This window comes from Catenuloplanes japonicus (genome assembly GCF_000717135.1).
Taxonomy (GTDB): domain Bacteria; phylum Actinomycetota; class Actinomycetes; order Mycobacteriales; family Micromonosporaceae; genus Catenuloplanes; species Catenuloplanes japonicus.
This window is the reverse complement of the sequence record NZ_JNXY01000004.1, coordinates 338,989-354,677: the sequence shown is the minus strand read 5'-3', so window position 1 is coordinate 354,677 and position 15,689 is coordinate 338,989. Positions and strand designations below refer to the sequence as shown.

Below are 15,689 nucleotides of genomic sequence, written 5' to 3'. Positions count from 1 at the left end.
CCCCCGCATGAGCGGCAACGCAACCGGCTTAGACCCGGAGGCGTCCGAGAGAATCGTGCTCGGCGCGATGATGCTGCAGTCGGACTGTGTTCCGAGCCTCGCGGCGATTCTGACCTTCGACGACTTCGCGCGCCCGATCCACGGCGAGATCTTCAGAGCGGTCCTCAACAACCGCTCTGACGGAGCTCCCACCGATGCAGTGGCGGTCGGCGACACGCTCCACAGGTCAGGTGACCTGCTGCGTGTCGGTGGAGCCCCCTACCTGCTGCGCTGCGTCGCCGAGGTGCCCACGGTCGCGTCGGCCACCTGGCATGCTCGAAGTGTTGCCGACACCGCCCGGACGAGGCGCGCGGAGGAAGTCGGCATCCGCGTCCAGCAGGCAGCCAAATCCGGGAACGCTGAAGCGCTCGCCGCTGCACTCGCGGACGCCGCGCGGCTGCACGCCCAGGGAGAAATTGGCGAGCCGGCCCCCGGAGCCAAGCGAGGATCCGGAGCGACGCCGCTCACGGCAGGGCACGGGCATGCCCGCCGGTTTCCGGTGGAGCACCTGCCGCCGATGATGCGCGAGTACGTGGTCGACTTGGCCGAGCGCAAGCAGGTCCCGGTGGACCTGCCGGCCCTGATGATGCTCGGTGTCATGTCCGGCGTGACCGGCCCGCGCATTCTGGTCCGCCGCGACCACGACTTCATTCAGCCGACGAACCTGTACGTGATGGTCGGCATGGAGTCCAGCAGCGCAAAGTCGCCGCCGGTCACCGAACTCCGCGACGGGCTGTGGCTGGCGAACCGGACGCTGCGCGAGCAGCACGAAAAGTGGGTGGAGGGCGAGCAGCTGCGACTCGCCGCCGAGATCGAGGACGTCCTAGCGAAAGGCAAGGCGGTGACGACCGACCTGGAGGAGAAAGAGGGCCTGAAGGCTCGCGCGCGACGACTCAGCCAGCAGGCCGAGGACCTGGCGAAGAGCCCGCCACCGGCGCCGGTCGTCGAGCTCGACGGCGATACCAGCCCGGAAGCGCTCGCCGACCGCATGTCGACGAACCTCGGCGCGGGCGCGGTCATCGACGACGAGGGGACGCTGCTGCGGAATCTGGGTGGACAGTACTCGGGCCGAACGGCGAACCTCGGGATTGTCCTCAAGGGCTACGACTGCGCCCCGTACAAGCCGACCCGGATCACCCGCGAGGCCGGGCAGATCGGTCGGGCCGCACTGACGCTGGCGATCTCGCCGCAGCCGCTACTGGTGGCCGAGATGCTGCAGAACGCTCTCATGCAGGAGACGGGCTTCATCAACCGCTTTCTCGTTTCGTTGCCCGGCGACCTGGTCGGCAAGCGTGAGGGGCGGGAGTCGGTCTTTATCGACGACGTGCCGGCTGAGCCGCAGAGCCGGCGGTTGAAGCGCTGGTGGGCGGAGCTGCTGGAGAGCTTGGTCGGCTATGACGCGCTGGTTGACCGGCAAGCCGAGGAGGCGGCGATCGAGGCGGAGTCGGCGGTCATCGACCTGACCCGTGGCGCGTGGAAGCTGCACCTTGACTATCAGAACGTCCTCGAGCCGCGCATGGATCCGTCGCGAGACGGCGACCTGTGTCAGGTGCGTGGGTGGGCGGGCAAGCACGTGGCCCGAGTTCTGCGTGTCGCAGCCCTGTTGCATCTGGGTGCCGGGATGACCCCGGACGATCGAATTGAGGAGTCGACGATGCGGGACGCGATCGCGATTGGGGAGTGGGCGATCGAGCATCTGCTGGCGGCGGGACGGGTGGTAGGGGTGTCGCGCAATGCGGGTCGGATCAAGGAGTACGTGGACGGCTGTGAAGGCCGGCGGGCTGGCCGGACGGAGATTGGCAAGCAGGTGTTCAGCAACAACGAGAAGGCCGATGACATCGATGGGTGGGTTGGCGAGCTGGTGGCTACGGGGGAGTACACGCTGGAGAAGGTGAGCCTTGGCCGTGGTCGTCCGCGGCTGGAGGTGCGCTGGGTGGGGGATTCCTCGTAGGTTTCCCTGTATTTACGTACGAGGTAAGTAGATAGGCCCTGAGCTGGGAAAATCCCCCCGCTCGGGGCTTTCCTCGTTTTCTTCGTTTCTTTCGTAGGGGCTTGTGGGTGGGTGCGGACGCCCTCGCGCAGGAATGTGCATTTTCTCGATCTATTTATATTTATATATAGTTCCAGGTGGGGGCGGATTTTGTCCCGTGGAGGTCCTTGTACCCCCTCCCGGGGGTACGAAAGAAACGAGGGAAACTAAAAATGCAGGTCAGGCGCTGTTTTTAAATCACGGATAAAGCCGCGAAAATCGGCAAGCCCTGGGCGTGGCCCGCGAACCGAGAGATAGGAATCCCCCCGCATGATCGAAATGGTGGCCCGTGACGGCCCGCCCGAAGCCATGCTCTGCCCCGCGTTCATCTGTGATGCCTGCCGCGAGCAGGTCGTTGGCAGTGGCAACATCTACTACCGGGACCGGTGGGTCGGCGATAGGCGCCAGTCGTCGCCGCTGTTCGTCTCCCACAAGCGGTGCGCCCGCGCCGTCGAGGCGATCCTCGACGTGTTCTACCCCCAGTCCGACGGCTGGATGGACCTCTGTCAGGAGATGCGCGACTTCGTCAAGAGTCTGGCGAACAACTTCACGCACGCGTTCGCCGACGACACCAAGGGCACCTATCACAATCACGACCTCGTGCAGCCCGACGGCGGGATCATGCCGCACTTCAAAAACGGGCCACCCGGAACGGATTAGCCGTCTCGGCCAGCCCTGATCAACCATCGGCTACCCGCGCGTAACACCGCACGACTCCCGGACTCTCGCATGCGCGCCCCGCCGGCATCGGACTGCCCGGCGGGGCTGCTGCAGTCCGAGCGCAGTCCGCCACTGGAGTCCACGCATGCGCAAGACCACCACCGCCCTGCTCATCACCGCCGCGCTCGTTGCGCTCGGCTGCGGGTCAGGGACCAGCATCACCGGCGGCGCCGCAGCACCCGCGCCCACGCCGTCCGCGTCACCGAAGTCCGTCGAGGTCGGCCAGCCGCTCTCCGTCAGTAGCGACACGCTGGGCGCGACTTGGACCCTGTCGAAGCCGGAGATCAAGACCGCCGACGACTTCGACTCGAAGCCCGAGCAGGGCCGCTACCTGCTCGTACATCTCAAGACCGAGGTCACCAAGGGCGAGGCATACGTGTGCTCGTGTGACCTGTCCGTCGTCGACGCCGGCGGGAAGGTCTACGAGGTCGGCTATGGCTCGTTCGACGGGAAGCCCGACTACACGACGGCGAGCCTCAAGGCCGGCCAGAACACCGACGGCTGGGTCGTCTTCGACGTGTCGAAGGAAGCAGCCGAGTCCGGGAAGATCCAACTACGGGTGACCAGCCTGTTCGAGAACTCGGCCTACGGCTACTGGCAGCTCTGACCAGCGGTGGGGCGCCCGTTCGAGTGACCGGCGCCCCACGCAGCGGTACCTTCGCCCGATGACGACACCCGCAGAAGGCGGCGAGCCCGCAACCGCCAACGAGCCGCTTCCGAACGCGCCGGACGCCACGCCCGAGCAGCGGGCCAAGTCACGCGCCTGGGCACGGGAGGTACTCTCCCACCGGCCTGATCCGGCAAAGAGCGCCGAGATCCGCAAGCAGCTCGGCCTACGTTCGCGCCGGACGGGCGTGGCGGCCGGCATGGCCAGGCTGACGATCGACATTCCTGACGACCTTGCCGCGAGGGTCGCAGCCGTCGCGGGCGAGGATTTGTCAGCGTGGTTTTCCATCGCCGCCGACCAGCGGCTACAGATCCAGAAGATGCTGGTCGGCACCGAGGAGCGCTTAAAGGCGCCCGCCAAACCGGACACCCCCGAGAAGTTGTTGGCGCACATCGACAAGCTCCGGGCCGACATCCTCGCCAAGATGAACGCCGAGCGAGACGACCCGACGGACAGCAGTCGCGAAAACCGACACTCCTGATCGAGTAACGATCCAAATACCGTGAGTGGTTGATGCTGGTCTATCCACGCGGAGGCAACCCATGGTCATCGCAGTCGGACAGCGACCCGAACGGGTGTATGAAAACTCAGATCCCGAACACCCCTCCCGATCATCAACCGAAGGTCGCTACGGTCGGCCGATGACCACCACCGTGCACCAGGTTGCCGCCGCTCTCCGCAGCGAGCTCCCCGGCCTGCCGGACTCCAAACTCCGCAGGCTCCTCTACTACTGCCAGGCGCACCACCTGGCACTCACCGGCCAGCCCATGTTCGACACCCATATCGTCGCCGATCCGGACGGGCCAGCCCCCGCGGTGTTCCCATACGAGCCCGCGGACGGCAAGCTCAGCCACGACCACGACCTCGTACTGCTATCCGTCATCGGCAGGTACGGACGCCTCACCGCCAACGACATCGGCGTCCTCAGCCGAGGCGAGACCCCCTGGGAGAAAACCGCCGACGGGGCGATCATCGACCCCGACAAGATGCGCGCCTATTTCACCGGCGCTGGAGCGCCCGACGACACCGACCCGCGGCTCACCGACCCCGGCTACCGGGCACATCTCGTCAGCCGCGTCCGGACCGAACGAGGACGATCCGCGCCACCACCAGACAACCGGGACCGACTCGCCGCCTGGGCGGCCGGCCGTGTCGACTGACGACCGATGGACCGTCAGCGGGTTCGAGTTCTGGATCGACCGCTGGATCAAGGAGAAGAATCCGCCCGGCACCGAGCTGCAGCGAGTCAGCGCGTGGATCCTCGACCTCGAGGCCGAGCCAGCACCCTCCGGCGCCGCTCCCGTGTCCGGGCACATTGGCATGACACTTCCCGACGGGGAGGCGGAGCCCGACTTCGACGGCTTCTTTCACGCGCGCATCCCCGGGACCTCGGTGACGGTGACCTACGACGTAGACCGCGCAACCCGTACTGTCACCTGCCGGATCTTCGACGCATAGCCGCCGACGAGCGCACAGCAAAACGCCCGGACCTTCGCGGTCCGGGCGTTTGTCGTAGCTGGCGGAGCTACGAGGTCGTCAGCGCGTCCGCGGCAGCGACGAGCAGCCGCCGGGCCTCGTCACCCTCGACAGCGTCTTGCCACATCAGGTCGAGCGCCCTGGCGAATATGGCGGCCTCGTCGCCGACGTACTTGACGTCCCCGTACAGGTTTTCGACCAGGACGGATTCGCCGTCGAACATCTGAAACGACGCCTGCGGCCACGTACTGACCTTGCCGAACGGGATGATTCCGAACCGGATGTGGGGCACGCCGATGACGGTCTGCAGGCGGTCCAGCTGGGCGCGCATCACTGCGGGCTCGCAGGCGTAGGTGCGCAGCACTTGTTCGGTCATGAGCAGGTTGAAGCGCTTGCTGCTGTCGTAGAGGTGGTCGGCGCGCCGCATGCGCTTCGCGACCGCCTCGCCGATGTCCGACGGGTCGAGCTCGTGCAGCCGGTAGCCGTCCGCGAACACGGCCCGGCAGTAGTCGGCGGTCTGCAGCATGCCTGGCACGTAGGCGACGTCGAAGAACACGATGCTGGTGGCGTCGGCGAGCAGCTGCAGGAACTCGTCCTGGACGGCGGCGCCGCGGCCGCCGGCGTAGCGGCGCCGGTGGCTGGTGCGTGCGTCCTCGGCGATCCGGGCCAGGTCTTGCAGGTGTTGGACGGCGGTGTCGTCGAGGCCGGCGATCCGCGCGTACGCGGCGATGTCGTCGCTGGTGGGCATCTGCTTGCCGGCCTCGAGCTTCGAGACCTTCGACGGGGGCCAGCCGGCGGCGACGGCGAGTTCCTTGCCGGTGACGCCAGCGGTGGTGCGGGCGTGCCGGAGGGTGTCGGCGACACCTCCGGGTTGGGCGAGCCACTGGGTGATGGGTGGGTTACTGGACATGGATGTCTCCTCGCGTCAGGCGGACCGCCAGGTCCCGCGTAGCGCGAGCTTGTGCTAGGTCGTCCGGGTCGGTGCTGAGCTGGTTGGTGCGGCGTCCCTGGTCGTCGAAGGCCAGGAAAATCAGGTGGGTGTCGTCAAACAGCCAGAAGTCCCTGCCGTTGTTGAGGCCGGCTTGGGTGGCTTGTTCGGGGGTTAGGTAGATGTGTTGCTCGCCGGCGCGCGTCGCCCACTGTCCGAACCAGCGCAGCCAGCGCTGGTAGTCGGTGGGCGGGTCTTGGTGGACGCGGACGCGTGTGATGGTGATGCCGCTGGCGGTGAGTGCTTGGGTGCGGTCGTACCAGCCCCGGAACCCCTCCATGTTGGTGTCGGGGGGTTCCGGGTGTCCGGCGAGGAACGCTTCCACCGAGGCGCGCTCGACGGGCTCGTTGTAGGCCGGCTGGAGTTCGAGCCGGAACGCGGAGTGTCGGACGCTGCGGAAGATGTGCTCGAGCTCGGCCTCGGTGATGGCGCGCATGGTCAGGCGTTGCCGCGGAGGCGGTCGAGAACGTTGGCGGGGACGAAGATGGCGTCTTCGTTGTCGGCGAGGTTGCGCAGTTGGGCGCGCTCGTCGTCGGTGAGTTGGATGCCCTGGACGACGTAGCCGCCTTCGGTTTCGTAGAGGGCGGGGCAGCCGTTCATGCCGGAGCCGGCGTCTTTCCACAGGAACGTGAGGTTGCGCATGGGCGTGACCTTTCCGTGGGTTGCCAGGAGTTGCCGCAATCTTCTTGACCCGATGGTGTCATCGGCGTGTCTTGCTACGCAATAACCCCCTCCGCGTTGCGGGAGGGGGTTATTGGCGTGCTGCGGGAACCTGGCCCTGTCATCTTACGAGAAATTTCGAGCAATTGCTTGCCAAGTTTCTCGGTCGGGTGGACGATCAGAGCAAGCAGCAAGTCCGTAGCGAGAAACTAGCGGACCGCTGCTCCTGACCTTCCTCGTCGCGCCGCCGATCTGGCCGCGCCAGCCTGAAGGAGAGCCCGTGACCATCACGGCCACCGCTACCGAGGACTTCCCGGGCGACGACTTCAAGCCCGTCCCGCCGCCGTTCACCGGCGGCGACCCGGCTGACGGTTTCAGCTCCGACACCGAGGCTTTCGCCTGGCTCACCGAGTCCGGCGCCGGTCTCGACGCGATGCTCGCCCGGCTCCTGCGCCGGCAGGCGGTGGCCCGATGACCGCCCCCGCACCCGCACCCGTCAAGCCCCTCACCCCCGGCGCCCGCACGTTCACCGCCACCTACCAGATCGCCGGCCACAACAGCAGCGAGCAGTTCGCGGGCGTGGTCACGATCGGCGACGGCCAGACGTTCGACGACATCCGCGACCTGCTCACCGGCCGGTTCACGGACGCGATGGGCGTCGACCGGGCTGCGGTGACACCGCTGGACCTGAGCCTGCGGCGTGCCCGGGGTGTCCGATGACCGCCCCGGCCCTGACCGCCGCCGCGACCGGCGACCACCAGCCGTGGTGCGCCCGCCACGTGAACGGCACCTGCTACTCCGCACCCGACCTGATCCCGGACCTGAGCAGCGACCACTTCGGGCAGCTGACCGTAGAGAAGGCCGCCGACGGCGAGCCGCTCCTGTCTGTCGACGTCGGCAACGTGGAGCTCGACCTGGCCGGCGTCGAGGCGTACATCGTGCAGCTGCGCGCCGCCGCGGCCCGAATGGCGGAGGCGAGCCGGTGACCCGTGACGACTGCTTCACCTGCTACCGGCCGCTCGGTGACCCGTGGCAGGCCGAAGAGGTCCCCGGCGTCACCAGCGCCCCCGGCGTCGAGCCGGTCATGCGGCACATCACGTGCCCGCCCGGCCAGTGTGGGTTCTGCGGCATCGAGCAGCCGTACGCTAACCTCCGCTCCCTCAGCGAGCTGACCGACGACTCGGCCCTGTTCACCTGCGCCGACATCTCCGCGTGCGTCGCCCGCCAGAGTGCGGAGGCGAACCGGTGAGCGCCGCACTGACCCCGGAGCAGACCCAGCAGCAGGTCGCGGCGAAGGCTGCCGCACTGGCTGCGGCCCGCGCGTCGAGCACCCGTGCCGCGCAGATGGCCGCAGCGGCCGGGCAGGCCGCCGCTCGCAACGCCGAGAGGGGACGCTGATGGCTGTCTGGCAGCCGACCGACCTTGATGCGGCGCACGCCGCGAACCTGGTCGAGATCCTCAAGTCCGCCGAGACCGCAGAGATCGTCCTGACGCCGACCGGAGACGATTACGTTGCGGTCGACGCCCAGGGCTGGGTCCAGATGGAGCATGTCCAGGATCTCGGCGATCTGCTGGAGCGCACCGGTGACTGGTCGTGGCGGATTTCCGCTGCGGGCCGGGAGCGGTTGCGCGAGATCGGCTGGACGCTGTGAGCGCCGCCGAGCTGGCCGCGGCCGCCGAAACCGACGTCCTCTTCGCGCTCGCCGCCGGCCGGACCGTGCTGGTCGAGGCCGGGTGGGTGTGGGCCGACAGTATGCCGGTCGCGGACGAGAACACCGCCCTGGACCTGGCCGAGCGCGGTCTGGTCCGTGAGGTCGGCACGCAGCTGCAGTTGACCGCGGACGGCACGAATCGTGCGGCCGAGCTGGACTTGCATGCCGCGGGCGGTACCCGATGAGCGCCCCGCAGCATCCGCTCCTGGAGACGGTCGTCGCCCCGGGTGTCTACCGGTACACGGCGACGATCTGGACCGCAGGCCCGGACGTCGACGGTGCCGGCGAGGTGACCGTGGACGTCCCGACCTTGTTCGCGGACATCGTCGCCTTGCAGGTGCTCCGGCCGGTGTTCGCCGCCGCGCTGGCTTCGGGTGCGCGGATCCCTGGCGGCCCGGTCGGGCCGGTCGCGTGCGCGCTGACTCCGGTGGGTGCGTGATGGCCACGTTCTTCCCGTACGACCCGCCGCTGAAGGCCCGGATCATCTCCGCGTTGTCCGCGCACGCCGACGGCTGCCAAGACGGTGACTGCACGTGGTGCGACAACCTGATCGTCCAGGCCGAGGCGGTCATCGCCGTGCTGGCCGGGTACCCGCCGGACGTGCTGCAGGAGCACCTGCGTGACGCGTCCGGCCGGGACCGTGCCGCGGAGCCGGGCTCGTGACGGCCGCCCAGATCACGTGGGACGACCTGCGGGAAGTGCCGCTCCGTGACCTGCAGCCCGGAGACAGGTGGATCACGCTCGCCGCGTTCACGGTCTGCTGGGTGTCGCCCGACGGCCGGGTCCGCGGCAGCGGGTACGGACAGCCGCGCGGCACCGTCTGGACGCTGGACGGCTGGGCCGGCGACACCGCAACCGCCACGTCCGACGACGGTGAGAAGCGCTCCCAGCAGATTCCGGCGGGCACCGCGGTCACCCAGGTTGTCACGGCCGGAGGTGCACGATGACGGCCGCCCAGCAGCGCGTTGAGCCCGACTACGACCGGCGTCCGGATCCTGGCCTGGACCGGCTGCGCGCCGAGCAGAAGTCCCCGGAACGGCGCGCGAACCGCGAGTCCGCGGCACGGCGGCCGTCATGAGCGACGCGATGACTCCGGTCAGCATGTGGCTCGGTTCGGCCGGCACCCGCTATGGGCGCGTCGAGACGAAGGAGCTGGACGAGGCCCGATCCCAGAACCCGGAGATCGATCACCACGTGGCCGTGTGGTGGGACGACATGCCCGGGGTGCACACGTACGAACCGCTGCGGCACCTCGCTGAGGTCTGACCGGCGGCTCTGGCCCTCGACATGGTGCGAGGACCGGGGCGGCCGGGCCAGACCGGGCCCGCCGAGACAGGAGAAATCACATGATCAAGCCGACTGACTTCCACCGCATGTGGATCGCCGTCCCCGACGAACTCCGGACCCTACTCAACACCGGCAACGTCCTCACCTGCTCCCACGAGCAGGTCCAGTTCGCCATGGCCGTCGACACCGAGACCGACGCGGCCGCCCAGGTCCGCGACCAGCTCGCCGCCGACCGGCCCGCCTACATGATCCTCCCCACCCAGGCCGTCCTCGCCGCGATCGCCGCCGGCGAGACCATCGAGGTCACCGTCTGGGCCGGCCAGGACGCCACCGCCGGAGCGATCCGTCTCACCGGCGATCGCGGCGGCGTCGATCTGCGCACCGAGCACGGCGACCGGGCTGTGACCTCGACGGTCCTCAGCCAGCTCCACACCGGGGACTTCTTCGCGATCTGCGAGCGCAACGAGTACCGCGAGTGGGTCGTCTACCGGGCGCTCGCCGATGCGATCGACGGCCGGGTCGAGGCGCAGCGGACCAGCGCGCACGACGAGCCGGTGGTGTCGTTCACCGGCCTCAATCAGGTCGTTTACCTGCTGCCGGACCGCGCCGAGATGCTCGACCACCTGGGCTGGGGCGACCTGACCGCGGCGAACGCCTGACCGACCGCTCCCTTGTGCTCAGCCCCGCGGCTGAGCGCTTGGGCGGCCGACCAGACGGAACGCCGAGAGAAGGAGTAACCGCATGGACGCCACCGTCACGATCACCGTCGAGGTCGACGGGCAGACCAAGACGTTCACCGCCAGCACCACCACCGACGGCAGCCCGCACCGTGCCGCCGACAACCTGCTCTCCGCCGTCCGCGGCGACGCGGGCGAGTGGGTGCGGGAGCAGGGGGCGGCCGCCCGCGAGCAGCGGGACCGGCTCGCCACCACCCCGTTCCTGGCCGGCGGTGGACGATGACCCCGACCCGGCTGTCCGACGGTTTCACCCGCCGGGCCCCGCTCGCCCTCCGCCGCGACATCGTCCCGGTCGCGTTCGGCCGGCGCCGGGTCCGTACCCGCCGGATCGAGGTGGCCCGGTGAAGCTGCTGTGGTCGGCCTGGTTCTCCGGCGTCCTGACCGTGATGGTCGAGGACAACCCGCTCACGCACCGCGTCTACGAGTGGCACGGCAACACCTGGCTGCTCGTCACCGACCGCCTTCACCCGCAGCAGTCGAACGCGTGGGAGCAGTACCGGATCGACCCGGCCCCGGTTCCGGACTCCGTCGCGCAGGAGCTGACGGTGCTGGCCGCCGAGGAGATCGCCCGATGACGGCCGCCGTCGACACCAGCGCGGTCAAGGCCGCGCACGCCACTGCCGAGGCGCAGACGGCCAAGGCAGACGGGAAGGCCGGGATTGCGTCCGCCGCCGCGGTCGCGGAGATCGCCGTGTTCGCGGGTGCGGCCGGAATCGCGCACGGCGACGTCCGGGCCGGGTTCGTGGCGGCGTGCGTGGGCGGGTTCTTTGCGCTCGGCGCGGTACTGGCGAGCCTGTGGCCGCGCCTCGGCGGCGATCACGGCTTCGTTCGCTGGGCGGGCATGGACCCGGACGCCCTGGCCGTCGAGCTGGCCGAGGCGCCGCCGGTCAGCACGCGCGCGGTGGTGGACCTGTCCCAGACCGGTCTCGCGAAGAACCGCTTCATCCAGATGTCGATCGTGCTGCTGTTCGCGGCGCCGCTGGCCGGTGTCCTGACCGCGGTCGTGGCCTGACCGGTGCCTGGTGGCCGCCCAACGCGTGTGGGCGGCCGTGGGGACCGGGACATGCCCGGCCAGAAGAGGAGATCCACATGGGCTTGCAAGACGACCAGCGGGTGACGGCGACCGAGGACGGCCGCTACCTGTTCGAGCAGGACAACGCCGACGGCACCCGTACCTGCGGGGTGCTACAGCGATCCGGTTTCCCGGACGGCACCTGGACGTCGACCTGGTTCGCGGAGGCGGCCGGCGGCGACAGGGTGCTCATCGAGGCCGGCAGTGGGATTTTCCCGACCGCCGGCGAAGCCTACGAGCAGCGACCTGTGGCTGCGCGCTGACGGTGTCCGCGACGCATCCCACGGGGTGCGTCAAGGAGACCGCCAGAGCATCCCGCTCAGCGGAGACAAGGAGAACCATCGTGAGCAACCTGGACAACCCGGCCGTCGAGCGTTCCGGCGACGGCTACAAGGTTGGTGACCTGCGGGTCCTGCCGAACCCCGTGCTCGGCTGGGGTATCTACACCGGCCCGGACCTGTCCATCGCCGACGGCGGGGCAGCGATCGGCTGGGCGTCCGAGGACGACGCGGTCGGTGTGGCGCTGAACATGGTGGCGGCGTGAACGGCCGCACCGAGTGCCCCGGCTGTGTCGGCCGCGGCACGGGCGAGAACTGCTGCATGTGCGACCTGCCGATCCCGGCCGGGCTGCGGCGGGAGACGGGGGCGGCGTCCGAGTTCCCTGGCGTGCCCCTGGACGGCTGGCCGTTCCCGATCGTTGCCCGTGAGGCGTCGGCGGAGGTGCCGGCGTGACCGCCCCGAAGACGAAGTACGACGGCCACGAGAACCTGGCCTGGAACGGCAACGGCTGGGACGTGCTGTGCTGGCCCGGCGCCGCCCATACGCACGCACGCGTCGAGTTGTTCGCCGGCGCGAACGGCGTGGAGGCCGAGTCGTACTGGACGGAGGGTGACCCGGAGCGGCAGCAGCACGCCAGCCCGGACGAGGCCCTGGACCGGTTCCTCGCGGAGATCCCGCAGTGAGCGCCTACGCGAACGACTCGCGGGTGACCGTTCTGGTCTGCGGGCACGGCTGCGTCAAGGTCGACGGAGGCAACGGCGTCGTCTACGTCGGGCCGGGCCAGTTGGGCGGGTTCGTCGCCTGGGACGACGGGCAGGAGCCGGACGGCACCGGGTTCGACAGTCTCGACGAGGCGATTCGGTCGCGGATCGGGGACCCGCAGTGAGCGATTCGCTGGAGGTTTACGACCGGCCGCGGCCGGACGGTGTCAGCGCGGAGTGGTGGGCGTGGGCCGAGGCGCACGACCGTTTCATCGCCGCGTGGCGTCTCGACCACGGCGGCGACCACACAGGCGGCGCAGAAGCGTTCCGGCAGACCGAGGAGCACGCCCGGCTGCATGCGGCGGCCTATCCGAAGGAGGGGCAGTGAGCGACACCGTCAGTCTCGCCGACGTGCAGCCCGGCGACTTCCTGTTCCTGGACTCCGGTGACGAGCCGGCCCGCGGCGGGTTCGTCGTCGAGGTCAGTCCGGTCGGGGACTTCAACTGCCCCGGCGACCAGGACCACGGTCGTCCGATGGCGTGGGTGTGGCTCGACGACGGCGAGGGTCCGGCCCGCAGGCGGTCGTTGTGGGCTGACGTGACGTACCAGGTCAACCGCAAGACGAACTGACGATGCGCGGGGAGCGGCTCCAGCCCTGGAAAGCGACGCCGCTCCCCACCTACCGAACCCCCACGAAGGAGGGGATCAGCATGGCTAGTTTCTCCCAGCTCGCCCAGGACTTCCAAGCCGCCCAGCGGTCCGGGGACCAGACCCTGGTTGCGTCGACCGCGGCAGCGCTGCGCGCAACGCCTGAGGCTGCCGCTGCCCGGCAGCAGACCGAGGACCGGGTCGCAACCCAGCGGCAGCCGCGGAGCCGGTCGTGACCGCCGCCGGTGAGGCGCCGGCCCGCTACCTGCCGATGATCCGCACGGACGGCCGCGGTGACCTGCTGTTGGAGGTCGACGAGGGGCTCTTGACCGAGATCGTTACCGAGCCGGACATCACCCTCGGTCCGGGCGGGGTCGTGTCGCAGCCGACACCGGACGGCCTGGTCGAGTGGAGGCCAGCGCCGTGACCGCCGCGTTCAAGACGATCGACCAGCTGGGTGTTGAGGTCGAGCACGACGGCCAGGACGCCTGCTATGCGTGGATCGCCGGCCAGCCTGCCGGGTCCCGGTTCGAGGTCCAGGAGCGCCGGCCGGGCTGTATCGGCTGGGACCTGCACGAGCAGGGCGTCACGCCCGAGGACATCGGGGAGGCGGCGTGAGCCGCACCTGGGTGACCGCCGACGACGGCACGACGCCGCTGGTCGAGATCGTCCTGTCCGACGACGGGGAGGGCTACGCGGCCCGCTGCGACCGGCATGGCCTGCTCGACACGGACGGGCGGCGCTCGCTGAACGACGTGGTCGAGGCCGCGGGCAACCACATCGACTACCTGCACTAACCCCTCGGGCCCGGCCATCTGTGCCGGGCCCTCTTCACGTCCCGAGGAGGACTACATGACCTTGAAAGGCAGCATGTGGCGGACCGTCGACACGTCCGGCAACACCGGACCGGTAGAGCACGACACGGAGCAGGCCGCCCACGACTGGATCGCCGGCCAGGCCGCGGACGGCCGCTACGACGTGCAGGAGTGGTCGCAGGCGTATTCCGAGTGGCAGATGTACGAGTTCCAGGTCCGGCCCGCCGACGTCGCCCCGCGGGTGGCGTCGTGACCGCGCCCGACGAGGTGCTGGAGGCGGGCGAGTACCGGTATCGGGTGGTCGAGGGCGACTGGTCGACGCACTCCGGGGTCGTGATCGTCGACGAGCCGCAGACCCGGGACGAGACGGCCGGCCTGGTCCTGGATCGGCTGGGCAAGATCGTGACTGTCTCGGACTCGGCGACGGTCGAGCTGACCGCGGTGCCGGTGTACGACGAGGTGCCGTGGTGACCGCGCCGGTGATGGACCGGGTCGACGCCGTGCGCGTGAGCCTGGCTGCGGAGGGCATCGTCGTGTCGTGCGAGCTGGACGACGGCACGGTGTGCGTGCACGTCGACTCGCCGCGGCCGGCTGTCGGCCCGGTGGAGTCGACGACGGAGGCGCACGTCCTGCACGAGCTCGCCCGGGTCGCCTACCCGCTGAGGTGGACGCCGTGACCCGCGACGACCGTCCCGCGATCCGTTTCATCAACTACATGTCCGGCCGGGAGGAGATGGAGGCCCGGCTGATCATCGGCCCGTACGACACCGTCGAGGCCCGTGACGCCGACCTGGACCGCCTGTCCGGCCTACCGCTCGGCGCCGGCCGCTACCACGGCGGTCAACAGTTCTTCGCCGCGGAGATGGCTGAGGCGAGCGACGGCTGGCATGACGAGACGGTTGAGCCCGCCCAGGTCGCGGACGCCACCACCATCCGTGCCTTTCACGCCGCGTTCGACGGCGTGCCCGAGGACGAGGAGGACGACGAGTGAAGTGGCCGTGGCAGCGCGAACGCACCGACTGGCGCGACCTGGCGCAGCGGGTTCCGGACTGGGACCGGGTCACACACGTGTGGCCGGACATGCGACCCGGGATGGTCGTGTGGCGAGACGACTCGTACGGCGGCCCGGACCGGCTGACCGTCCGGTCGGTGTCGCCGCCGGACGATGACGGCTGGTGCTGGATCGACGCGGTCGAGGGCGGGGAGCGCCGGCAGGGCACCGACTTGTTCGACGAGCTGACGCCGGAGTGGGCCGGGCTGATCGACGGGATTATGGACGCCGAGGCGGTACGGCTGGCTGCGGAAGGCGGCCCGTCATGAGCGGCGTCTACGTCCGGCGTGGCTTCCCGGGCACGACGGTGACCGCCGTGCGCTGGACGGGTCGGAACGCCGACCAGGTCGCCGCGCTGGGTACGGGCCGGTGGGAGCGCCGCTGGTGGTCGCCGACCCTGGACCTGGTCTTCGGCGACGGTGTCGTGCCGGTGGGTTTGGGCTGGTGGGCGGTCCGCCGCCCGTCCGGTGAGGTCGAGGTCGTGGCTCCGGCCGCGTTCCGGGCCGGGTTCGAGGTGGTGTCGTGACCGGCCCGTGGCAGGTCGTCGAGCACGTCGACCGGGAGCACCTGGCCGGCCGGTACGAGCACCGATACGAGACGGCCTCGTACGACGAGCCGGGCCTGCTCGAATGCGCGGCTGCGGTCCGGACCAGCCCGGCTGAGCGGATCGTGGCCAGCCACGACACGGAGGCCGGCGCGGTCGAGGACTGCAGCAAGCGGGAGTCCGCCGAGACCAGACCGCACGTCACATGGGCGGTCGAGTTCCTGGACCTCTGACCGCAGGCGCGAAGAAGCCCCGCACCGGATC

43 protein-coding genes are annotated in these 15,689 nt (G+C 69.6%); 40 read left to right on the top strand and 3 right to left on the bottom strand.

From position 1 onward, the window contains the following. Positions 1-7: 7 nt before the first annotated feature. From OP04_RS08495 to OP04_RS08470, 6 genes are all read left to right on the top strand, one after another. On the top strand, positions 8-1,990 hold the full coding sequence (locus OP04_RS08495) for a DUF3987 domain-containing protein (RefSeq protein ID WP_033338945.1): 1,983 nt from the start codon (positions 8-10) through the stop codon (positions 1,988-1,990). Between the two features lie 348 nt (positions 1,991-2,338). Further along, a complete protein-coding gene (locus OP04_RS08490) occupies positions 2,339-2,728 on the top strand; it encodes a hypothetical protein (protein ID WP_157239497.1) in 390 nt (129 codons plus the stop codon). A 145-nt stretch (positions 2,729-2,873) separates the two neighbouring features. Further along, positions 2,874-3,395: a DUF4352 domain-containing protein gene (locus OP04_RS08485; RefSeq protein WP_033338943.1), complete on the top strand. Its 522-nt coding sequence runs from the start codon at positions 2,874-2,876 to the stop codon at positions 3,393-3,395. 58 nt (positions 3,396-3,453) lie between these two features. Continuing rightward, positions 3,454-3,936, top strand: a complete 483-nt coding sequence (locus OP04_RS53090; protein ID WP_157239495.1) for a hypothetical protein — start codon at positions 3,454-3,456, stop codon at positions 3,934-3,936. Between the two features lie 160 nt (positions 3,937-4,096). Next, positions 4,097-4,615, top strand: a complete 519-nt coding sequence (locus OP04_RS08475; protein ID WP_051797275.1) for a Panacea domain-containing protein — start codon at positions 4,097-4,099, stop codon at positions 4,613-4,615. Next, complete coding sequence (locus tag OP04_RS08470) at positions 4,605-4,913, top strand: hypothetical protein (RefSeq protein ID WP_033338941.1); 309 nt, start codon at positions 4,605-4,607, stop codon at positions 4,911-4,913. Before OP04_RS08475 ends, OP04_RS08470 begins: the two co-directional genes overlap by 11 nt. 67 nt (positions 4,914-4,980) lie before the next feature. Here OP04_RS08470 and OP04_RS08465 read toward each other — a convergent pair whose 3' ends face one another. From OP04_RS08465 to OP04_RS08455, 3 genes are read right to left on the bottom strand one after another with little or no spacing between them, the layout of a single operon-like run. Continuing rightward, entirely contained in the window at positions 4,981-5,841 is an 861-nt protein-coding gene (locus tag OP04_RS08465) for a helix-turn-helix domain-containing protein (protein WP_051797274.1), read from the bottom strand. After that, positions 5,831-6,355 (bottom strand): DUF6879 family protein, encoded by a 525-nt coding sequence (locus OP04_RS49345; protein WP_051797273.1) that lies wholly within the window; start codon positions 6,353-6,355, stop codon positions 5,831-5,833. Before OP04_RS49345 ends, OP04_RS08465 begins: the two co-directional genes overlap by 11 nt. A gap of 2 nt (positions 6,356-6,357) precedes the next feature. After that, positions 6,358-6,561: a hypothetical protein gene (locus OP04_RS08455; RefSeq protein ID WP_033338940.1), complete on the bottom strand. Its 204-nt coding sequence runs from the start codon at positions 6,559-6,561 to the stop codon at positions 6,358-6,360. Between the two features lie 298 nt (positions 6,562-6,859). On the opposite strand from OP04_RS08455, the gene OP04_RS08450 reads away from it, so the two are divergent. The 34 genes from OP04_RS08450 to OP04_RS08300 all read left to right on the top strand — a co-directional run bounded on the left by OP04_RS08450 (position 6,860) and on the right by OP04_RS08300 (position 15,658). Beyond that, on the top strand, positions 6,860-7,054 hold the full coding sequence (locus OP04_RS08450; protein ID WP_033338939.1) for a hypothetical protein: 195 nt from the start codon (positions 6,860-6,862) through the stop codon (positions 7,052-7,054). Beyond that, complete coding sequence (locus OP04_RS08445) at positions 7,051-7,299, top strand: hypothetical protein (protein ID WP_033338938.1); 249 nt, start codon at positions 7,051-7,053, stop codon at positions 7,297-7,299. Before OP04_RS08450 ends, OP04_RS08445 begins: the two co-directional genes overlap by 4 nt. After that, on the top strand, positions 7,296-7,565 hold the full coding sequence (locus OP04_RS08440; RefSeq protein ID WP_033338937.1) for a hypothetical protein: 270 nt from the start codon (positions 7,296-7,298) through the stop codon (positions 7,563-7,565). Before OP04_RS08445 ends, OP04_RS08440 begins: the two co-directional genes overlap by 4 nt. After that, a complete protein-coding gene (locus tag OP04_RS08435) occupies positions 7,562-7,828 on the top strand; it encodes a hypothetical protein (protein WP_033338936.1) in 267 nt (88 codons plus the stop codon). Before OP04_RS08440 ends, OP04_RS08435 begins: the two co-directional genes overlap by 4 nt. Next, positions 7,825-7,977, top strand: coding sequence for a hypothetical protein (locus OP04_RS53085; RefSeq protein ID WP_157239491.1), 153 nt, complete (start codon positions 7,825-7,827; stop codon positions 7,975-7,977). Before OP04_RS08435 ends, OP04_RS53085 begins: the two co-directional genes overlap by 4 nt. Continuing rightward, entirely contained in the window at positions 7,977-8,231 is a 255-nt protein-coding gene (locus OP04_RS08430; protein WP_033338935.1) for a hypothetical protein, read from the top strand. The genes OP04_RS53085 and OP04_RS08430 overlap by 1 nt, the downstream gene beginning before the upstream one ends. Then, a complete protein-coding gene (locus OP04_RS08425) occupies positions 8,228-8,476 on the top strand; it encodes a hypothetical protein (RefSeq protein WP_033338934.1) in 249 nt (82 codons plus the stop codon). The genes OP04_RS08430 and OP04_RS08425 overlap by 4 nt, the downstream gene beginning before the upstream one ends. Further along, entirely contained in the window at positions 8,473-8,730 is a 258-nt protein-coding gene (locus tag OP04_RS08420) for a hypothetical protein (RefSeq protein ID WP_033338933.1), read from the top strand. The genes OP04_RS08425 and OP04_RS08420 overlap by 4 nt, the downstream gene beginning before the upstream one ends. Then, entirely contained in the window at positions 8,730-8,954 is a 225-nt protein-coding gene (locus OP04_RS08415; RefSeq protein ID WP_033338932.1) for a hypothetical protein, read from the top strand. The genes OP04_RS08420 and OP04_RS08415 overlap by 1 nt, the downstream gene beginning before the upstream one ends. Beyond that, positions 8,951-9,238: a hypothetical protein gene (locus tag OP04_RS08410; RefSeq protein WP_033338931.1), complete on the top strand. Its 288-nt coding sequence runs from the start codon at positions 8,951-8,953 to the stop codon at positions 9,236-9,238. The genes OP04_RS08415 and OP04_RS08410 overlap by 4 nt, the downstream gene beginning before the upstream one ends. Further along, on the top strand, positions 9,235-9,369 hold the full coding sequence (locus OP04_RS56415) for a hypothetical protein (protein WP_269746671.1): 135 nt from the start codon (positions 9,235-9,237) through the stop codon (positions 9,367-9,369). Before OP04_RS08410 ends, OP04_RS56415 begins: the two co-directional genes overlap by 4 nt. After that, positions 9,366-9,557, top strand: coding sequence for a hypothetical protein (locus tag OP04_RS08405; RefSeq protein WP_033338930.1), 192 nt, complete (start codon positions 9,366-9,368; stop codon positions 9,555-9,557). The genes OP04_RS56415 and OP04_RS08405 overlap by 4 nt, the downstream gene beginning before the upstream one ends. A gap of 80 nt (positions 9,558-9,637) precedes the next feature. Then, positions 9,638-10,237 carry a hypothetical protein gene (locus OP04_RS08400; RefSeq protein WP_033338929.1) on the top strand — a complete coding sequence of 200 codons (600 nt, stop codon included), beginning with the start codon at positions 9,638-9,640 and terminating at the stop codon, positions 10,235-10,237. An 82-nt stretch (positions 10,238-10,319) separates the two neighbouring features. Continuing rightward, a complete protein-coding gene (locus OP04_RS49340) occupies positions 10,320-10,538 on the top strand; it encodes a hypothetical protein (RefSeq protein ID WP_051797272.1) in 219 nt (72 codons plus the stop codon). Next, positions 10,535-10,660 carry a hypothetical protein gene (locus tag OP04_RS56410; RefSeq protein WP_269746670.1) on the top strand — a complete coding sequence of 42 codons (126 nt, stop codon included), beginning with the start codon at positions 10,535-10,537 and terminating at the stop codon, positions 10,658-10,660. Before OP04_RS49340 ends, OP04_RS56410 begins: the two co-directional genes overlap by 4 nt. After that, complete coding sequence (locus OP04_RS49335; protein WP_051797271.1) at positions 10,657-10,890, top strand: hypothetical protein; 234 nt, start codon at positions 10,657-10,659, stop codon at positions 10,888-10,890. Before OP04_RS56410 ends, OP04_RS49335 begins: the two co-directional genes overlap by 4 nt. Further along, complete coding sequence (locus tag OP04_RS08390) at positions 10,887-11,327, top strand: hypothetical protein (protein ID WP_033338927.1); 441 nt, start codon at positions 10,887-10,889, stop codon at positions 11,325-11,327. The genes OP04_RS49335 and OP04_RS08390 overlap by 4 nt, the downstream gene beginning before the upstream one ends. 77 nt (positions 11,328-11,404) lie before the next feature. Continuing rightward, a complete protein-coding gene (locus OP04_RS08385; protein ID WP_033338926.1) occupies positions 11,405-11,650 on the top strand; it encodes a hypothetical protein in 246 nt (81 codons plus the stop codon). An 80-nt stretch (positions 11,651-11,730) separates the two neighbouring features. Beyond that, complete coding sequence (locus tag OP04_RS08380) at positions 11,731-11,931, top strand: hypothetical protein (protein ID WP_033338925.1); 201 nt, start codon at positions 11,731-11,733, stop codon at positions 11,929-11,931. Further along, positions 11,928-12,119, top strand: a complete 192-nt coding sequence (locus OP04_RS08375) for a hypothetical protein (protein ID WP_033338924.1) — start codon at positions 11,928-11,930, stop codon at positions 12,117-12,119. Before OP04_RS08380 ends, OP04_RS08375 begins: the two co-directional genes overlap by 4 nt. Beyond that, entirely contained in the window at positions 12,116-12,349 is a 234-nt protein-coding gene (locus OP04_RS08370; RefSeq protein WP_033338923.1) for a hypothetical protein, read from the top strand. Before OP04_RS08375 ends, OP04_RS08370 begins: the two co-directional genes overlap by 4 nt. Further along, positions 12,346-12,552, top strand: a complete 207-nt coding sequence (locus tag OP04_RS08365; RefSeq protein ID WP_033338922.1) for a hypothetical protein — start codon at positions 12,346-12,348, stop codon at positions 12,550-12,552. Before OP04_RS08370 ends, OP04_RS08365 begins: the two co-directional genes overlap by 4 nt. Further along, positions 12,549-12,755 (top strand): hypothetical protein, encoded by a 207-nt coding sequence (locus OP04_RS08360; RefSeq protein ID WP_033338921.1) that lies wholly within the window; start codon positions 12,549-12,551, stop codon positions 12,753-12,755. The genes OP04_RS08365 and OP04_RS08360 overlap by 4 nt, the downstream gene beginning before the upstream one ends. Beyond that, positions 12,752-12,997 carry a hypothetical protein gene (locus OP04_RS08355; protein ID WP_033338920.1) on the top strand — a complete coding sequence of 82 codons (246 nt, stop codon included), beginning with the start codon at positions 12,752-12,754 and terminating at the stop codon, positions 12,995-12,997. Before OP04_RS08360 ends, OP04_RS08355 begins: the two co-directional genes overlap by 4 nt. A 250-nt stretch (positions 12,998-13,247) precedes the next feature. Then, positions 13,248-13,442 (top strand): hypothetical protein, encoded by a 195-nt coding sequence (locus tag OP04_RS08345; protein ID WP_033338918.1) that lies wholly within the window; start codon positions 13,248-13,250, stop codon positions 13,440-13,442. Beyond that, positions 13,439-13,633 (top strand): hypothetical protein, encoded by a 195-nt coding sequence (locus tag OP04_RS08340; RefSeq protein WP_157239489.1) that lies wholly within the window; start codon positions 13,439-13,441, stop codon positions 13,631-13,633. The genes OP04_RS08345 and OP04_RS08340 overlap by 4 nt, the downstream gene beginning before the upstream one ends. Then, positions 13,630-13,812 (top strand): hypothetical protein, encoded by a 183-nt coding sequence (locus OP04_RS08335; protein WP_033338916.1) that lies wholly within the window; start codon positions 13,630-13,632, stop codon positions 13,810-13,812. The genes OP04_RS08340 and OP04_RS08335 overlap by 4 nt, the downstream gene beginning before the upstream one ends. A gap of 55 nt (positions 13,813-13,867) precedes the next feature. Then, positions 13,868-14,083, top strand: a complete 216-nt coding sequence (locus tag OP04_RS08330) for a hypothetical protein (protein WP_157239486.1) — start codon at positions 13,868-13,870, stop codon at positions 14,081-14,083. Further along, the gene (locus tag OP04_RS08325; protein WP_033338914.1) at positions 14,080-14,301 is read left to right on the top strand and encodes a hypothetical protein; all 222 of its coding nucleotides are present in this window, start codon (positions 14,080-14,082) and stop codon (positions 14,299-14,301) included. Before OP04_RS08330 ends, OP04_RS08325 begins: the two co-directional genes overlap by 4 nt. After that, a complete protein-coding gene (locus OP04_RS08320) occupies positions 14,298-14,507 on the top strand; it encodes a hypothetical protein (protein WP_157239484.1) in 210 nt (69 codons plus the stop codon). Before OP04_RS08325 ends, OP04_RS08320 begins: the two co-directional genes overlap by 4 nt. Beyond that, a complete protein-coding gene (locus OP04_RS08315) occupies positions 14,504-14,821 on the top strand; it encodes a hypothetical protein (protein WP_157239482.1) in 318 nt (105 codons plus the stop codon). Before OP04_RS08320 ends, OP04_RS08315 begins: the two co-directional genes overlap by 4 nt. After that, entirely contained in the window at positions 14,818-15,150 is a 333-nt protein-coding gene (locus OP04_RS08310) for a hypothetical protein (protein ID WP_033338911.1), read from the top strand. Before OP04_RS08315 ends, OP04_RS08310 begins: the two co-directional genes overlap by 4 nt. Then, positions 15,147-15,407 (top strand): hypothetical protein, encoded by a 261-nt coding sequence (locus OP04_RS08305; RefSeq protein WP_033338910.1) that lies wholly within the window; start codon positions 15,147-15,149, stop codon positions 15,405-15,407. The genes OP04_RS08310 and OP04_RS08305 overlap by 4 nt, the downstream gene beginning before the upstream one ends. Beyond that, a complete protein-coding gene (locus OP04_RS08300) occupies positions 15,404-15,658 on the top strand; it encodes a hypothetical protein (RefSeq protein ID WP_033338909.1) in 255 nt (84 codons plus the stop codon). The genes OP04_RS08305 and OP04_RS08300 overlap by 4 nt, the downstream gene beginning before the upstream one ends. Positions 15,659-15,689 lie beyond the last annotated feature (31 nt).

Excerpts from the sequence above, each read along its gene's own strand:
- OP04_RS08495 (WP_033338945.1), top strand. The coding sequence starts at position 8 with ATGAGCGGCAACGCAACCGGCTTAGACCCGGAGGCGTCCGAGAGAATC.
- OP04_RS08490 (WP_157239497.1), top strand. The coding sequence starts at position 2,339 with ATGATCGAAATGGTGGCCCGTGACGGCCCGCCCGAAGCCATGCTCTGC.
- OP04_RS08485 (WP_033338943.1), top strand. The coding sequence starts at position 2,874 with ATGCGCAAGACCACCACCGCCCTGCTCATCACCGCCGCGCTCGTTGCG.
- OP04_RS53090 (WP_157239495.1), top strand. The coding sequence starts at position 3,454 with ATGACGACACCCGCAGAAGGCGGCGAGCCCGCAACCGCCAACGAGCCG.
- OP04_RS08475 (WP_051797275.1), top strand. The coding sequence starts at position 4,097 with ATGACCACCACCGTGCACCAGGTTGCCGCCGCTCTCCGCAGCGAGCTC.
- OP04_RS08465 (WP_051797274.1), bottom strand. The coding sequence starts at position 5,841 with ATGTCCAGTAACCCACCCATCACCCAGTGGCTCGCCCAACCCGGAGGT.
- OP04_RS49345 (WP_051797273.1), bottom strand. The coding sequence starts at position 6,355 with ATGCGCGCCATCACCGAGGCCGAGCTCGAGCACATCTTCCGCAGCGTC.
- OP04_RS08455 (WP_033338940.1), bottom strand. The coding sequence starts at position 6,561 with ATGCGCAACCTCACGTTCCTGTGGAAAGACGCCGGCTCCGGCATGAAC.
- OP04_RS08445 (WP_033338938.1), top strand. The coding sequence starts at position 7,051 with ATGACCGCCCCCGCACCCGCACCCGTCAAGCCCCTCACCCCCGGCGCC.
- OP04_RS08440 (WP_033338937.1), top strand. The coding sequence starts at position 7,296 with ATGACCGCCCCGGCCCTGACCGCCGCCGCGACCGGCGACCACCAGCCG.
- OP04_RS08430 (WP_033338935.1), top strand. The coding sequence starts at position 7,977 with ATGGCTGTCTGGCAGCCGACCGACCTTGATGCGGCGCACGCCGCGAAC.
- OP04_RS08420 (WP_033338933.1), top strand. The coding sequence starts at position 8,473 with ATGAGCGCCCCGCAGCATCCGCTCCTGGAGACGGTCGTCGCCCCGGGT.
- OP04_RS08415 (WP_033338932.1), top strand. The coding sequence starts at position 8,730 with ATGGCCACGTTCTTCCCGTACGACCCGCCGCTGAAGGCCCGGATCATC.
- OP04_RS56415 (WP_269746671.1), top strand. The coding sequence starts at position 9,235 with ATGACGGCCGCCCAGCAGCGCGTTGAGCCCGACTACGACCGGCGTCCG.
- OP04_RS08405 (WP_033338930.1), top strand. The coding sequence starts at position 9,366 with ATGAGCGACGCGATGACTCCGGTCAGCATGTGGCTCGGTTCGGCCGGC.
- OP04_RS08400 (WP_033338929.1), top strand. The coding sequence starts at position 9,638 with ATGATCAAGCCGACTGACTTCCACCGCATGTGGATCGCCGTCCCCGAC.
- OP04_RS49340 (WP_051797272.1), top strand. The coding sequence starts at position 10,320 with ATGGACGCCACCGTCACGATCACCGTCGAGGTCGACGGGCAGACCAAG.
- OP04_RS56410 (WP_269746670.1), top strand. The coding sequence starts at position 10,535 with ATGACCCCGACCCGGCTGTCCGACGGTTTCACCCGCCGGGCCCCGCTC.
- OP04_RS08390 (WP_033338927.1), top strand. The coding sequence starts at position 10,887 with ATGACGGCCGCCGTCGACACCAGCGCGGTCAAGGCCGCGCACGCCACT.
- OP04_RS08385 (WP_033338926.1), top strand. The coding sequence starts at position 11,405 with ATGGGCTTGCAAGACGACCAGCGGGTGACGGCGACCGAGGACGGCCGC.
- OP04_RS08330 (WP_157239486.1), top strand. The coding sequence starts at position 13,868 with ATGACCTTGAAAGGCAGCATGTGGCGGACCGTCGACACGTCCGGCAAC.
- OP04_RS08305 (WP_033338910.1), top strand. The coding sequence starts at position 15,147 with ATGAGCGGCGTCTACGTCCGGCGTGGCTTCCCGGGCACGACGGTGACC.